Genomic DNA, 15,137 nt, shown 5'->3' on the forward strand with positions numbered 1-15,137 from the left:
GCGTCTTATTATATGGATGTTAACCGAACTTAGGATTAACCTTTGCGTGCATTCTTAGCTGCACGGCCACGCACGGTACGGTCCAGAATGCTCTTGCGCAGACGGATGTGTTCCGGCGTAACTTCAACCATTTCATCATTGTTGATGTATTCGATAGCCTGTTCCAGAGAAAGGATTCTCGGCGGGGTCAGGCGGATTGCTTCGTCAGAGGAAGACGTACGCATGTTGGATACGTTCTTCTTCTTGCAGGGGTTGATGTCAATATCGTTATCGCGGGAGTTTTCACCAACGATCATACCTTCATAAACCTGTTCGCCCGGCTCAATGAACATTACGCCGCGATCCTGCAGGGAGAAGATACCATAACCAGTGGTTTCACCCTGTTCGAAAGCAACGAGGGAACCGCGCGTACGGCCCGGAATGTCACCCTTGTACGGAGCATAGCCATGGAACACATGGTTCATGATACCATTACCCTTGGTGCTCGTCAGCAGTTCGGAACGGAAACCAATCAGGCCGCGGGCCGGAATGGTAAATTCGAGGCGCATGTAGCCAGCCGTCTCCGTCATGTTGGTGAGCTCAGCCTTACGGGTGCCGAGGCCTTCCATAACAGCGCCCATGTATTCCTGGGGTACTTCTACCGTCAGGTTCTCGATGGGTTCGCAGAGCTGGCCGTTAATGGTCTTGTACACAACTTCCGGTTTACCCACCTGCAACTCGTAACCTTCACGGCGCATGGTTTCGATGAGGATGGACAGGTGGAGTTCACCACGGCCGGAAACCTTGAACACATCGGCAGAATCCGTTTCCTCTACCTTCATGGCCACGTTGGTCTCAATTTCCTTGAAGAGACGGTCACGGAGGTGACGGGAGGTCACGAACTGACCTTCACGGCCAGCAAAGGGGCTGGTGTTAACGCCGAAGGTCATGGACAGGGTGGGCTCGTCGATGTTAATCGTCGGCAGAGCTTCCGGATTTTCAGCGTCAGCTACGGTGTAACCGATGGATACATCGCCCAGACCAGTCAGAGCAACGATTTCGCCCATGCTGGCGGATTCGCTCTCTACACGCTGCAGGCCCTGATAGGTGAATACCTTACCGATTTTAGCCTTGGTTTCCTGGTCGCCATTGATGATGCAAACATTCTGGTTCGGCTTAGCCGTACCACGGATGATACGGCCGATGGCCACGCGGCCAACGAAAGCATCGGATTCCAACGTGGTAATCATCATCTGCAGAGGAGCTTCCGGATCGCCATGGGGAGCCGGGATTTCCTTAACGATGGTTTCCATCAGCGGCTGGAGGTTGTCGTTGTCATCGTCCATGCTATACTTGGCAATACCGTCACGAGCCGTAGCATAAATAACGGGGAAGTCCAGCTGGTCATCGTCAGCATCCAGTTCCATGAAGAGTTCGAGAACTTCATCATAAACATCGTCTACGCGCTGGTTGGGCTTATCGATTTTGTTGATAACCACGATGGGCTTCAGTTTCTGTTCCAAAGCCTTGCGCAGCACGTACTTGGTCTGAGGCATAGGGCCTTCGAAGGCATCTACCAGCAGTACCACGCCGTCAACCATGTTAAGAACACGCTCTACTTCGCCGCCGAAGTCAGCATGGCCCGGGGTGTCCACGATGTTGATTTTTACATCGTTGTACATAACGGCCGTGTTCTTGGAAAGAATCGTAATGCCGCGCTCACGCTCGATATCGCCGGAGTCCATGACACGTTCTGCAACCTGTTCGTTGGAACGGAATACATGGCTCTGCTTCAGCATGCCATCAACCAGGGTGGTTTTACCATGGTCAACGTGGGCGATAATGGCGATGTTTCTTAAATTTTCATTGGTGGTCATACTCATTTTAGTGTAATCTGCCTCCTAAATTCTATAAAGCAAGGAAGGATACATAACTGTATCCCCCAAAAGCTCAACATAACGTATAAATTTTATCCTATGGCCGTGCCCCTGTCAAGGTTTTTCTAGCATTCAATCTCCAAGCCTACGGGGCAATGGTCGCTGCCAAAAATCTCATTGTGGATGGTGGCATCCTTGATGTTTTCCTGTAGACGCTTTGAAGCCACGAAGTAGTCAATGCGCCACCCGGCGTTGTTATCCCTAGCCTTGCGCAGATAGGACCACCAGGTGTAGATACCCGTGCGCTCCGGATATAACGTACGGAAGGTATCGATAAAGCCCGCCTCCAAAAGCTCACCGAACTTGGCTCTTTCCTCGTCGGTAAAGCCGGCATTGTGATGATTTGTCTTGGGATTTTTGAGGTCAATCTCCTGATGGGCCACGTTGAGATCCCCGCAGACAACCACAGGCTTTTGTTCATCCAGCTTCATTAAATACTGCCGGAAGGCGTCCTCCCATTCCATGCGGTAGGAAAGCCGCTCGAGTTCCCGCTTGGAGTTCGGTGTATAAACCGTCACCAAAAACATCTCGGGAAATTCCAAGGTGATAACCCGGCCTTCATGGTCGTGTTCTTCAATGCCCAAACCATAGGTGACATTTAATGGCTCAATGCGGCTGAACACCGCCGTGCCGGAATAGCCTTTTTTCTCAGCACTATTCCAATACTGCTTATAACCGGGCAAATCGAGGATTGCCTGGTCCGGCTGCATTTTGGTTTCCTGCAGGCAGAACACGTCGGCGTCCAGCTTGCAGAATGACTCCATAAATCCCTTTTTCAGACAGGCCCGCAGGCCATTGACATTCCAGGAAATAAACTTCATCGTCCATGCCTCCCTTATTACGGCAGCGTCTTAAACTGTCCAATCGGCCAGAAAACCAGCATAGCCTTCCCCTTAATCAGGTCGAAGGGCACAAAGCCCACATCGGCAAAGCGGCTATCCTCGGAATTGTTGCGGTTATCCCCCATCACAAAGACGGTGCCCTGCGGTACCGTGGACTTAGGATACTCACTGCGAGTAGGTTCTAAGATATAATCTTCCGTCAGCAGCTGGTCATTGACATAAACCTTGCTGGCCTTGATTTCTACCGTATCACCCGGCGTAGCAATAACCCGCTTGATAAAATCACGGCTTCTGTCCCGCGGATATTCAAACACGAGAATTTCATTCTTCTGGGGTGCCCGGAAATTGTAGATGAACTTATTGACCACGAGCCGTTCCTGGGATTGCAGGGTGGGCCGCATGGAAGGGCCATCTACAATATATAATTCCACGATGAACTCGCGGATAAAGAAGGCCAGTACCACCGCAATGACGATGGATATGAGCCAGTCCTTTGCTTCTTCGCCTAATGAACTCATAAGGGGTTCCTCCTCTTGCTGTGTTTTAGCTGTATTACGCTAATGAAAATAGGGACTGCTCGGAAGCAGTCCCTACCGTTACGCAGATTAGCGTTTTTCTTTGATACGAGCAGCTTTACCCGTAAGGTTGCGCAGATAATAAAGTTTTGCACGACGGACAACACCGCGGCTAACAACTTCAATCTTGGCAATACGCGGAGAATGAACCGGGAACAGACGTTCTACGCCGATGCCGTAGGAAATACGACGAACGGTGAAAGTCTCACGAACGCCAACGCCCTGACGAGCGATTACGCGGCCTTCGAATACCTGAATACGCTCACGGTTGCCTTCGACGATCTTTGCATGTACGCGAACTTTGTCGCCAGGTGCAAATACAGGAATGTCGCTGCGGAGCTGTTCTTTCTCCAGAGTCTCGATGATGTTCATTTATATTTTCCTCCTTAACCAGACGTTCGTGGCAAGCTCATGCTCACTCAGAGGACCGTCCACATACCTAAGTAGTTTACCATAAAAAAATCTGGGCTTCAATACCTAAAAAAAATATTTTTTTAACATCTAGCCCTTACCGTAAATACAGAGCTGAGCAGTTTCTGCGTATAAGGATGCTGCGCTTCCTGTATCTTATCCCCCGGCAATTCTTCCACAATCTGGCCCTGCTGCATGACTGCCACCCGATGGCTTATTAGGCTTACGAGCCCTAAATCATGGCAGATAAAGATGTAGCTTACGCCGCGTTCCTTTTGAATCTTAGCCAAAAGTTTTGCAATGCTGTCCTGCACAGACACATCGAGAGCACTGGTGGCTTCATCGCAGATGATGATTTCCGGCTCTAAGATAAGTGCCCGGGCAATACCGACGCGCTGGCGCTGGCCGCCGGAAAGTTCATGCGGATAGCGCAGGGCGATTTCCGGTGCCAGTTCCACCTTCTCCAACAGCGCCACGGCTCTAGCTTCGGCTTCCTTATCAGAAACCTTGGCAAAGTTGCGCAGCGGCTCGCAGATGATATCGCGAATCCGCATCTTGGGATTAAACGCCGTAGCCGGGTCCTGAAAAATCATCTGGATATGCTTGGCCATTGCCCGGCGCTTTTCGCCGGAAAGGTTCGTGATATCCTCGCCCTTGAAATAGATTTTGCCGCTATCGGCCGGATGCAGGCCCATAATCGTGCGGACAAAAGTGGACTTGCCGCAGCCGGACTCACCGACCAACCCCAGCGTTTCACCGCGGTAGAGCTGCAGGCTCACATCCTTGCAGGCGGTAAACTTCGTGCCATCACCTTTGGTAAATTCCTTGCAGATTTTATCCGTGGACAGCAAAATTTCCTTATCCGACATAGCGTGTGCCTCCAATCTCCGGCACAGCCTGCAAAAGGGTCCGGGTGTAATCTGCCTGCGGATGTTCAATGACTTCCGCCGTGCTGCCATACTCCACCACTTTGCCGCCGGCCATAACCATGATTTTATCCGCCATATGCGCCGCCACACCGATATTATGGGTAACGATAATCATGGCTGAACCTGCTTCGTGAACAACCTGCATGAGTTCATCCACAATCTGTGCCTGCGTGGTCACGTCGAGCGCCGAAGTCGGCTCGTCAGCGAGCAGCAGTTTGGGCGCAAAAGCCAGTGCCATGGCAATGCCGACACGCTGGCGCATACCGCCACTAAGCTCAAAGGCATGCGATTCCATCACGCGCTGCGGGTCAGGCAGATTCATGCGGGTAAGCAGCGAGCAAGCTTTCTCTACCGCCTCACTTTTGCTCATTGAGCTATGCAGCTGCAAATATTCCACAAACTGCTTGCCAATGGTCTGCACGGGATTGAGCATATTGCCGCTGTCCTGAAAAATCATGGCAATGTCCTTGCCGCGAATGGAGAGCCATTCCTTGTTGTTCAGATGGGCAATATCACGGCCGCCAAAGTTGATTTGGCCGCCCTCCACCTGCCCATTGCCGGACAGACAGCCCAAAATCGCCCGAATCACAGAGGTCTTGCCACTGCCGGATTCCCCGACAATGGCCATAATCTCCCCTGCCTGCAGGTCAAAATTGACATCGGACACCGTAGGCTTGCCCTGATAGGCAATTGATAAATTCTTTACATCTAAAAGCATCTTTGCTTCCTTTACTTTTTCGCCGGTTTAATCAGGCTCGTAATCCAGTAGTAATCGGAAGGATACATCTTCACACCGGACAGAACCTTGTTGCTGATGATGTTGGTCTGCGGATAGCCCAGGAACAGTGCCGCACCATCATTTAAGAGAATCTGCTGAATGTCGATAATCAGCTGACGGCGCTTGCTCTTGTCGAATTCAGCGGCCAGTTCATTGAACTTGGCATCGAGCGCCGGATTGCTGTAACCAGAACCATTCTGCGGGTTGTCGCCGTTGTTATTGGTCTTCCAGTACCAGGAGAGGAAGATTTCCGGGTCGCCGGTGTTAGCCGTCGTGATGTTGGAAATCAAGAGGTCATATTCACCCTTGATGCCCATCTGGTCAACGAGATTATAGTCAACGGTCTTGATGTTGATGTCAAAGCCGAGTTTCTTGAGGTCGGACTGCACAGCTTCTGCGTAAAGCGGCAGTTCGGCACGGCTGTTATACACAACGAAGTCGAGCTTCAGCGGCTGGCCGTCCTTATCGCGGATGCCATCGCCATTGGTATCTTTCCAGCCTGCTTCATCGAGGAGTTTTGCAGCGCGTTCCGGATTGTAGGCATTGGGGTCAGTCAGCTGGTCAAAGCCATAGTCCATGGAAGGCGGTACAGGAGCCTTGCCCGGCAGGAAGGTGCCTTTGAGCAGTACCTTATTGTAGGTTTCACGGTCACAGCCGCAGATAAGGGCCGCACGCACCTTGTCATCCTTCAGGATGCCCTTGTGATTCAGACGGGCCAGCACCGTGCGCAGGGAGGAAATTTCATCCACGAAGAACTTGTCGTTGCCGCGGAAGGTATCCATATCGCCAGCCGCGATGTTTACCGCCATATCCACTTCACCAGACTGCAGGGCCATAGCACGGGTGTTCGGGTCGTCAATAGACGGAATTTCTACGGTTTCAAACGGCACTTCGCCATCCCAGTAGTTCGGGTTCTTCTTCATCACGGCTTTTTCCTTCACGAAGGATTCCACCATGTACGGGCCGGTGCAGATGGGGCCTTCCTTGGCAAAGTCGCGGCTGCCTTCGGCGCTGGTGTCCACAATGATGAACAGCGGGTCAGCCAAAAAGCCCGGCATATTCGGCATGGGCTTTTCCGTCACAATGGTCAGGGTCTGACCCTCGGCCTTGATTTCCTTGTACTTGAAGAACGTAGCGGCGCGGTTGTTCTTGGCAAAAGCGCGTTCAATGGAAGCCTTAACAGCTTCAGCCGTCAGCGGATTGCCGTTGGAGAATTTTACGCCCTCGCGGATTTTGAACGTCCAGGTCATGTGGTCGTCGCTGATGCTCCAGCTTTCGGCCAGCCAGGGCTGTACGTTCATCTTCTCGTCAAACTTCGTCAGGCATTCGCCGAGACCATAACGCATAACGACCCAGCCAAAGAAATTCTGCGTGGGTTCGAGCGTATCGGCAAAGTTCGTCACGCCGACTTTGAGTACACCCTTGTCGGCACTGCTGCTATTATCCGCACCACAGCCGGCCAGCATAACGGTCAGTGCTGCACCGCACAGGCCGAGACTGACGGCCTTCCATAACTTCTTCGTGTTGAACATTTTCATCTCAAACATCTACCCCTTTATAAAAAATATATTATTCCTGCCGTGGGTCGAGAACATCCCGCAGGCTGTCTCCCCACAGATTGAATATAGCTACGACAATAAAGATGGCCAAACCTGGAAAAATCATGAGCCAGGGCGCCGTCTGGATATACTGACGGCCCTCGTTGAGCATCAGGCCCCATTCCGGCGTCGGCGGCTGCGCACCAAAGCCCAGGAAGGAGAGCCCGGCAATTTCCATCATCATGGTACCGATATCCATAGCCCCAGTGATGACCACCATGGGCATGACATTGGGCAGGATATGACGCCAAAGAATGCTGCTGGTCTTCGCCCCCTGAATCTTCGCGGCCTGGATAAAATCCTGATTGCGCAAACGCAGAACAAGGCTGCGCACTAAACGGGCATATTTTGCCCAACTGACCACGAGCAGGGCCAAAATGGTATTGATGACACTGCCCCCCAAGATACCGGCAATGGCAATCGCCAGCACGATACCGGGGAATGCGAGCATCATATCCGCAAAACGCATGAGGATGTTTTCGAGCCAGCCACCAAAGAAACCGGCCAGCACACCGACCAGCGTACCCACCATGGCAATCAAGGCCACGAGACACAGGGCCATAAAGAGCGAAATCTGCGTGCCGCAGAGGATGCGGGAAAAGATATCCCGTCCGAGCTTATCCGTGCCGAGGAAATGCTCCGCAGACGGCGTCTGCAGAACCAATTTCATATTTCCCGCCATCGGGTCTTGCGGCGCAAGGTACGGGGCAAAGATGGCCAAGAGAACAATCAGCACAACCAGCCCCGTATAAAAAGCAAATAACTTATTTTCCCGAAAAACCGTCATCAATGGGCCTCCTTTTTCAGACGCGGGTCAAGGTAGACATAAGACAAGTCCACCAACGCATTGATGGCCATGTACACAATGGAAATCCAAAGCACAAAGCCCTCAATCAGCGGATAATCCCGCATGGAAATCGCCCGTACCGCCATATTGCCGATACCCGGCCAGGAGAACACCATTTCGATTACGGCCACGCCGCCCAAGAGCCAGCCAATGGACATGCCCAAGAGCGTAATCAACGGCAGAACGGCATTAGGCAGAACATGCTTCCAGAGGATTGCTTTCTCCGAAAGGCCGCGGGCTCTTGCGCCCACCACATAATCCTGCTGCAGTTCCTCCAAGAACACCGTGCGCACCTGCCGGATATACTTCGACGACATATAAAGTGCCAAAGTGAGTGCCGGCAAGACAATGCCCTGTGCCGTCACTGCCGATTTGGCAATCGGGAACCAGCCCAATTTGAGGCCGAACACATAGAGAAAGATAAGGCCGAGCCAAAAGGTCGGCATGGATACGCCGATAAACGAAACCGTCCGCACCAGATAATCCTGCCAGCCATTGCGATGCACAGCCGACCATATCCCGAGTGGCAGGGATATAAGCAGAACGAACACAATCGTCACCGCCGCCAGCGTCAGGGTTCCGGCAAAGCCTTCGAGCAATTTATCCGTTACCGGTTTCTTGGCCGAGTAAGACATGCCCATATCCCCATGGAGAACGCCTCCGGCCCAGTTGACATACTGCACGAGGAACGGCTTATCAAGGCCCAACTCTGCGCGGGTCTTGTCCAAGGTTTCCTGCGATACAATCGTATCACCGGCCTCCAAAAGCATGGCCGCCGGGTCCCCCGGTGCCAGATAGGTCAAACAAAATGTCAGAAAGCTGACGCCCACAAGAGTTATCAGCATTTGCGACAATTTGCTTACAAGTTTTTGCAAAATCATCCACACTCCCTAAATAAAAATAAAAAGCCTGTCCGCATAAAGGCAGACAGGCTCACCGTAACAAACTCCAGTAAAATCCCCATCCCCATCGCTCGCGGGTGTAAGAAACAGCCAACGTTTCTTGCGGTGATTGTCAATCAGGCAGTTCTCCTGGCTCCAGTTCATCATCATACCGCGCCTTCCCAGAAATGCTTTGCCCTTTCCAGTGACCTAAATGCAATATGACTCCCTGTTACAGTGGCGGGACCGCTCCGGCATATACCGGATTTTCTATTAAGTCTTCCGACACCTGATTCAACCGTATATTAAAAATTACTCTCAATACACAATAAGACAAACAAAATTTTACCACTCTGCCCAGGCTGTGTCAAGTGTCACAGGCCATTTGCGGGCGGGATTTCCAGAGGCGCCAGAGCAAAAATGATGCACAGGACGCCCGAAGTGATTGGTCAATCGCGAGAGCCAGCCATGCGCCTGCCAGCCCTAAGTCGAGCACCTGCAGAAAGAACGCCGTAATCAGTGGCCGCAGGAAAGCAATGCTCACAAAGGAATAGGCCGCGACCTGACTCGTCTTGCCGCTGCCCCGAAGGACTCCAGCACAGACCATAGCATGGGCTTCGGGAAAGCTCACCGCTGCCACGAAAATCATAATCAAAGCGCCTAACGGCAGAAGCTCGGCCTCATGGGAATAGATGCCAAAGATTTCCTCACGCAGTACATAGGTGGCAGCAAAGGAAATCAGCGAGAACACAAAACTCCACTTGAGTCCTGCGCGCAGCTGCCGCTGCCAGTAGCTCCAGTCACCGGCACCATGGGCATGCCCGGCCAGTACCATATTAGCTTTGCCCAAGCCGCCCGCAAAGCAGTAATAAAAATCGCAGAAGTTCATGCAGATGGCATGGACGGCATAAGCCGCCGTACCCAGTTCAGCGACCATGCGCGTATAGAGCACCATACCGATACGCTCAAAGCCCTGCTCGCTGAACACGCCGCCAAAGACCGGCAAAAATTCCTGAAAATACGCCCGCGTCGGCCAAAAACTGCCCCAGCCAGACCATTCGCTCTCCTTCAGCTGATAGCCCGTTACGCCAAGCGTCCAGCCTGTGCCAATAACCGTACCCACGGCCGCTCCAACCACGCCCATTTCCGGGAAAGGACCCAGCCCGAAAATCAGCAGGGCGTTGGCGATAATGTTGACCACATTGCCTTGCACATTGGCACTCATGACCTGCTTGGTATGGCCATAACCTAGCTGCACAGCCTGCAAAATCGTAGATAAAGTGGTCAAAAACACGCCGGCCAGGGCAATATCGCCATAGGCCAGAGCCGCCGCCATGTATTCCTCCTTGGCTCCCATCCAGCTTAGAATCCCCTCTAAATACAGGAAGAAAAGCACATGGAGTACGCCCATCAGAATAACCATACAAAAAAGTGTCCGCGCAAGCAGCGCAGGCACTTCCTGTAATTTCTTCTCCCCAAACTTCCGGGCGGTGAGCAGCGTCAGCACCGAAGCCACCGACCGCACCACACACAAGAGCATCATGCGCGGCTGCGTGAAGATACTCACCGCCGCAATGGCCGCCGTTCCGAGCACGCCCACCATGATGATGTCCACCGAGGAAAGCAGCACCATAAAGAGCCCTTCCAACGCAGCAGGCATGGCTATGCCCAAATAATGTCTGTCATCTTGTTGTAATCGCACAGCAAAACTCCTCATCATCGAAAATTAATCTCATTACAATAATAACAGGTCTGACGATTTCTGCACAAGCCCCCGGGGGGATATTTTATTTTGTTTCCGTCAAATGACTTTTTTCCAAAGCCGCCAATTCAGCGTCACGTTCTGCCGTCGGCTGTTTGACTTTGAGCATCATGGCATCACCAAAGGAGAAGAAGCGGTACTTCATCTCCACTGCCGTCTTATAAGCATCCAGTACGAAGTTGCGGCCTGCAAAGGCGCTGATGAGCATAATCAACGTGGATTTGGGCAGGTGGAAGTTCGTGATGATGGCATCGACAATCTTGAAGTCGTAGCCCGGATAGATGAAAATCTGCGTCCAGCCACTCTTGGCAGAAATTTCTCCCATGCCATCTGCTGCCGATTCCAAGGTGCGGATACTGGTCGTGCCCACGGCGATAACGCGATGGCCAGCCTTTTTCGTATCCATGATGAGTTTGGCCGTTTCTTCCGGCACATTGTAGAATTCCTTGTGCATATCATGCTTCTGGATGTCTTCCACATTGACCGGACGGAAGGTGCCCAGACCTACATGAAGCGTCACAAAGCCAAGGTTCACGCCCATATCCTTGAGCTCCTGCATCTGTTCCTTGGTGAAGTGCAGGCCCGCAGTCGGTGCAGCCGCCGAACCCTGTTCGCGATTATAAACCGTCTGATAGCGTTCCTTGTCCTCCAGTTTTTCATGGATGTACGGCGGCAGCGGCGTTTCACCGAGGCGGTCGAGGATTTCCTCGAAGATGCCCTCATACTGGAACTCCACAATGCGGCCGCCAAAATCCGTGTGGTCGGTGACCACGCAGCTCAGCTCATCACTGAAGTTGATTTTATAGCCCGGCTTGGCCTTCTTGCCCGGCTTAACCAAGGTTTCCCAACGGTTGGCATCAATGCGGCGCAGCAGGAAAACTTCCACCTTGCCGCCCGTCTGGTCGCGATGACCGATAAGGCGAGCCGGCATAACGCGGGTATCGTTGAAAATCAGCGTATCGCCCGGTTCCACATATTCCTTGAGGTCATAGAAATGACGGTGTTCCACAGTCTTTTCCACCGGGTCAAGCACCATCAAACGCGAGGAGTTACGTGGTTCCACCGGAACCTGCGCAATCCGTTCTTCTGGCAGTTCATAATCAAAATCCGAAAGTAATAACATGTTTCATCCTTCTATATCAATACAATTTTTTCAGCTGCGCACCATTATAATAGTGCTGCAAAATCTTCTTATAATCCCAACGCTCGCTGTCCGCATAAGCCTTGGCGCCATACTGGGACATGCCCAGCCCGTGTCCCCAGCCGTAGCCCTTGATAAAGACCACATGGCGGTTCAGGCTCATGGAAAAGAGCGTGCTCTTGAGGCCCAGCATACTGCGCAAATCGTTGCCCGTCACGCTGGCCCGTCCATTCTTGCCCACAAAGGTCACAGACTTCACCCGGCCGGAAATGGTGCGGTCCTTTGAGGCCTTGCCAATCCTAATCGGCGAAAGTTCGATTTTCTTGATTTCACCGATATTCTTGCCCCGCTTGGCCAAAAGCTCACCAAGCTGCTGGGCTGTGACATTCTTCTCCCACGGATACGTTTCCGTGCGCAGTTCCTTAGCCGCCCGCAGGCAGTCAATGCGGCTGCCCCAGACATCTTCGCTGTTTTCTGTCATGCCGCCGGAATCCGTATGGAACAGGGCGTCCACCAGTGCGCCCCGGCTTTGCAGAACTTCACCAGCCGTAGCCTTGACGGCCTGATTAGCCGCCGTCCGCTCTGCGGCCACACCACCATACTGCTGGCAATGGGTGGTCGCACAGACATCAAAGCCCTCTTTGCCATGGCGCTTGCGCTGATGCAGGGCATAGGTGCGGGCCGCCACTGCCTGCGCTTTCACCGCTTCGGCGTTCCACTCCGGAGGCATTTCCTCGGGCACCACACCCTGCAGGTATTCCTCCACCGTCACGCGGTTAATCACATCGAGACGGTTCTTGTGCGGCACGAGCCGCAGGGCCCCCCGATAGGATTTGCTATCGTAGGTGCTGACAAGTTTGGCCAGATTGCGCTCGTCCTCAACCGTTAGTTCCAAAGCCGCCGCATCGGCATTTTTGAGTTTCTTGCCGTTCATTTCCCAACCGGTGCCGGCAAAGGTCAATGTCGCAAATTCCTTAGCCTTGCCCTGCCAGACCACCTTCTTGTTGTCCAGCCGCTTCAAGACCACGGGGATATTTCCCGACAGGCGTAAAGTCGTGCCCTTGGTGCCCAGAGAAACCAAGAGCTGAGGCTGCCAGGCGGCCTCAGCAAAGCCTGCCGAGCCCAGCAAAAACAAACACAGGGTGCAAAGGGTGATTAATTTCTTTTTCATCGCTGCGCCTCCAGTTCCCGGGCCTTGGCCTCTGCTTCGAGCCGTGCCCGCTTCTTGGCCTTGTTGTCCTTCTTGCGCTGCTTGCGGATGGCCTTGCTGTAGCGCTCCTCCTCACTGAAGATACATCCGCAGTAAGGCTGGCGGTAAAGCTCCAGCTCCTGGCTGATGTCAATGCCCTCCTGCCAACCGGGACGGAAATCTTCATAGTAGAATTGCACGCCATACTGCGCGGCAAAACGCTCTGCCGTCCGCTTCATTAAATCATGCTGCTGGTAAATGCTGTAAAAGAGCGTCGATGTAAAGGCATCAAAGCCATGCTCCGCCGCAAACCGCGCCGCTTCCTCCAACCGCCAAGTATAGCACATGGTACAGCGGCCATTGGGCATGGCTTCTGCCGGCAGGGCCCGCTTCAGAAAATCCCGCAGGAGGTAATTTTCGTCCGCGAAAAATTCCATCTGGACCTTTTCCGCAAACTCCCGCGCGGTATTGAGACGCATCTCCCACTCTTTGTACGGGTGGATGTTGGGATTGAAAAAATACCCAACCGGCTCAATGCCATCGGCCCGCAGTTTTTTCACCGGATAACAGGAACACGGCCCGCAGCACATATGTAATAGTAACTTCATAACCACAAACTCCTATTCCGGATAAGCAATGCCCAGATGCTCGTAGCCCGCCTTCGTCACCACGCGGCCGCGGGGCGTACGGTTGATAAAACCGAGCTGAATGAGGAATGGCTCAAACACATCCTCCACAGTATCCGTACTCTCGCTGATTGCCGCCGCCAACGTGTCGAGTCCTACCGGGCCGCCGCCAAACTTCTTAATCATGGTCAAAAGCATGCGCCTGTCCGTATGGTCAAGGCCTGCCTTATCCACTTCAAGCAGAGACAATGCCTTATCGGCAATCTCGTCGGTGATGACGTCCTTGCCCTCATACTGCGCCACATCCCGCACACGCTTCAAGAGACGGTTGGCAATACGTGGGGTTCCCCGGGAACGGCGCGCAATTTCCATAGCCCCTTTATCCTCAATGGGGATTTCCAAAATCTCTGCCGCACGCTTGACAATCGTCACCAATGCCTCCGGCGTATAATACTCCAGACGGGAAATGATGCCGAAACGGTCACGCAAAGGCGCCGCCAGCGAGCCCGCTTTCGTCGTAGCGCCAATCAGCGTAAAGGGCGCAATATCGAGCCGGATGGAGCGGGCACTTGGCCCCTTGCCGATAATAATATCCAGCGCAAAATCCTCCATGGCCGAGTACAGCACTTCCTCCACGCTGCGAGACAAGCGGTGAATTTCATCAATAAAGAGTACATCATGCTCCTGCAGATTCGTGAGCAGCGCCGCCAAATCCCCCTGCCGTTCAATAGCCGGGCCGGAGGTCTGCCGGAAATTTACACCCATTTCATTGGCAATGATTCCCGCCAGCGTGGTCTTCCCCAGCCCCGGCGGGCCGTAGAGCAGAACATGGTCCAGCGAATCGCCGCGGTTCATCGCCGCCTGAATGAAAATCTCCAGATTCTTTTTGGCCTTGTCCTGGCCAATGTATTCACTTAACTTGCGGGGGCGCAGGCTGTACTGCCAATCATCCGTCCGCTGCTCGTCCATGGCCACAATGCGGCCATCATCAATATCCATATCGTAAAAATCTTCTTCAGCCAAGCCTCAACCCTCCTGTTAAAATTTATTCAACTGCTTAAGCGCCAGCTTGATGACTTCTTCCGTCGTCTTGCACTTGGTCGCCTTCTTGAGCACCGGCGCGATTTCGGCCTGACTATAACCCAGAGCCACCAAAGCCGCCTGCGCTTCACTCATCATATCGTCGCCAGTCGGCCCTTCCAAATCCAACGTCAGAATTTCTTCCACATCATCAGCCGCCGCAAAAGCAACCTTGTCCTTCAGTTCCAAAATCAGCCGCTCCGCCGACTTCTTGCCAATGCCCGGCAGTTTCGTCAGCACCGTGGCCTGCTTGTTCTGAATCGCCTTGCAGAGACTTTCCACCGTAATGGCCGACAAAATCCCCAGCGCCACCTTGGGCCCGATACCCGAAACACCAATGAGCAGCTGAAAGATATCGTACTCTTCCTCACTGGCAAAGCCATAAAGGGTAATGCCGTCCTGATAAACATTCATATAGGTAAAGAGCTGGGCTTCTTCCTTGAGCCGTAATTTATTCCGGGTGGAACCGGCCACGAATACCCGATAGCCCACGCCATTCACATCCAAAAGGCAGTAGTCAGCTTTCAGCGCCGCCACCTGTCCCCGCAAAAATCCAATCATC

Annotated in this window: 15 protein-coding genes and 1 riboswitch; all 15 genes read right to left on the minus strand. The window is 53.0% G+C overall.

All coding sequences use genetic code 11. From position 1 onward, the window contains the following. Window positions 1-35 precede the first annotated feature (35 nt). Window positions 36-1,856, minus strand: a complete 1,821-nt coding sequence (gene typA, locus P157_RS0110645) for a translational GTPase TypA (RefSeq protein WP_026760970.1) — start codon at window positions 1,854-1,856, stop codon at window positions 36-38. Window positions 1,857-1,981: 125 nt separating this feature from the next. Next, window positions 1,982-2,737 carry an exodeoxyribonuclease III gene (locus tag P157_RS0110650; RefSeq protein WP_026760971.1) on the minus strand — a complete coding sequence of 252 codons (756 nt, stop codon included), beginning with the start codon at window positions 2,735-2,737 and terminating at the stop codon, window positions 1,982-1,984. A gap of 17 nt (window positions 2,738-2,754) precedes the next feature. Next, a complete protein-coding gene (gene lepB, locus P157_RS0110655) occupies window positions 2,755-3,276 on the minus strand; it encodes a signal peptidase I (RefSeq protein ID WP_026760972.1) in 522 nt (173 codons plus the stop codon). Window positions 3,277-3,363: 87 nt separating this feature from the next. Then, a complete protein-coding gene (rplS, locus tag P157_RS0110660) occupies window positions 3,364-3,705 on the minus strand; it encodes a 50S ribosomal protein L19 (protein WP_014424772.1) in 342 nt (113 codons plus the stop codon). A 122-nt stretch (window positions 3,706-3,827) separates the two neighbouring features. Further along, window positions 3,828-4,613: an ABC transporter ATP-binding protein gene (locus P157_RS14485; RefSeq protein WP_037368325.1), complete on the minus strand. Its 786-nt coding sequence runs from the start codon at window positions 4,611-4,613 to the stop codon at window positions 3,828-3,830. Continuing rightward, the gene (locus P157_RS0110670) at window positions 4,603-5,391 is read right to left on the minus strand and encodes an ABC transporter ATP-binding protein (RefSeq protein WP_026760973.1); all 789 of its coding nucleotides are present in this window, start codon (window positions 5,389-5,391) and stop codon (window positions 4,603-4,605) included. The genes P157_RS14485 and P157_RS0110670 overlap by 11 nt, the downstream gene beginning before the upstream one ends. Before the next feature lie 11 nt (window positions 5,392-5,402). Further along, a complete protein-coding gene (locus P157_RS0110675) occupies window positions 5,403-6,989 on the minus strand; it encodes an ABC transporter substrate-binding protein (protein WP_026760974.1) in 1,587 nt (528 codons plus the stop codon). 31 nt (window positions 6,990-7,020) lie between these two features. Continuing rightward, on the minus strand, window positions 7,021-7,836 hold the full coding sequence (nikC, locus tag P157_RS0110680) for a nickel transporter permease (protein WP_037368327.1): 816 nt from the start codon (window positions 7,834-7,836) through the stop codon (window positions 7,021-7,023). Continuing rightward, window positions 7,836-8,777 (minus strand): nickel ABC transporter permease, encoded by a 942-nt coding sequence (nikB, locus tag P157_RS0110685; protein ID WP_037355497.1) that lies wholly within the window; start codon window positions 8,775-8,777, stop codon window positions 7,836-7,838. Before nikB ends, nikC begins: the two co-directional genes overlap by 1 nt. Window positions 8,778-8,899: 122 nt before the next feature. Further along, window positions 8,900-9,085, minus strand: a riboswitch (cobalamin riboswitch). Window positions 9,086-9,144: 59 nt separating this feature from the next. Further along, window positions 9,145-10,479, minus strand: a complete 1,335-nt coding sequence (locus P157_RS0110695; protein ID WP_026760977.1) for an MATE family efflux transporter — start codon at window positions 10,477-10,479, stop codon at window positions 9,145-9,147. An 85-nt stretch (window positions 10,480-10,564) separates the two neighbouring features. Next, a complete protein-coding gene (gene queA / locus P157_RS0110700) occupies window positions 10,565-11,662 on the minus strand; it encodes a tRNA preQ1(34) S-adenosylmethionine ribosyltransferase-isomerase QueA (protein ID WP_026760978.1) in 1,098 nt (365 codons plus the stop codon). Window positions 11,663-11,678: 16 nt separating this feature from the next. After that, a complete protein-coding gene (locus tag P157_RS0110705) occupies window positions 11,679-12,851 on the minus strand; it encodes a SpoIID/LytB domain-containing protein (RefSeq protein WP_051598604.1) in 1,173 nt (390 codons plus the stop codon). Continuing rightward, window positions 12,848-13,477 carry an epoxyqueuosine reductase QueH gene (locus P157_RS0110710; protein WP_026760980.1) on the minus strand — a complete coding sequence of 210 codons (630 nt, stop codon included), beginning with the start codon at window positions 13,475-13,477 and terminating at the stop codon, window positions 12,848-12,850. The genes P157_RS0110705 and P157_RS0110710 overlap by 4 nt, the downstream gene beginning before the upstream one ends. A 12-nt stretch (window positions 13,478-13,489) precedes the next feature. Further along, window positions 13,490-14,494: a Holliday junction branch migration DNA helicase RuvB gene (ruvB, locus tag P157_RS0110715; RefSeq protein WP_026760981.1), complete on the minus strand. Its 1,005-nt coding sequence runs from the start codon at window positions 14,492-14,494 to the stop codon at window positions 13,490-13,492. Window positions 14,495-14,533: 39 nt separating this feature from the next. Continuing rightward, a complete protein-coding gene (ruvA, locus tag P157_RS0110720) occupies window positions 14,534-15,136 on the minus strand; it encodes a Holliday junction branch migration protein RuvA (RefSeq protein ID WP_026760982.1) in 603 nt (200 codons plus the stop codon). Window position 15,137: the final 1 nt, after the last annotated feature.

The organism is Selenomonas ruminantium AC2024 (genome assembly GCF_000687995.1).
Lineage (GTDB): Bacteria > Bacillota > Negativicutes > Selenomonadales > Selenomonadaceae > Selenomonas_A > Selenomonas_A ruminantium_B.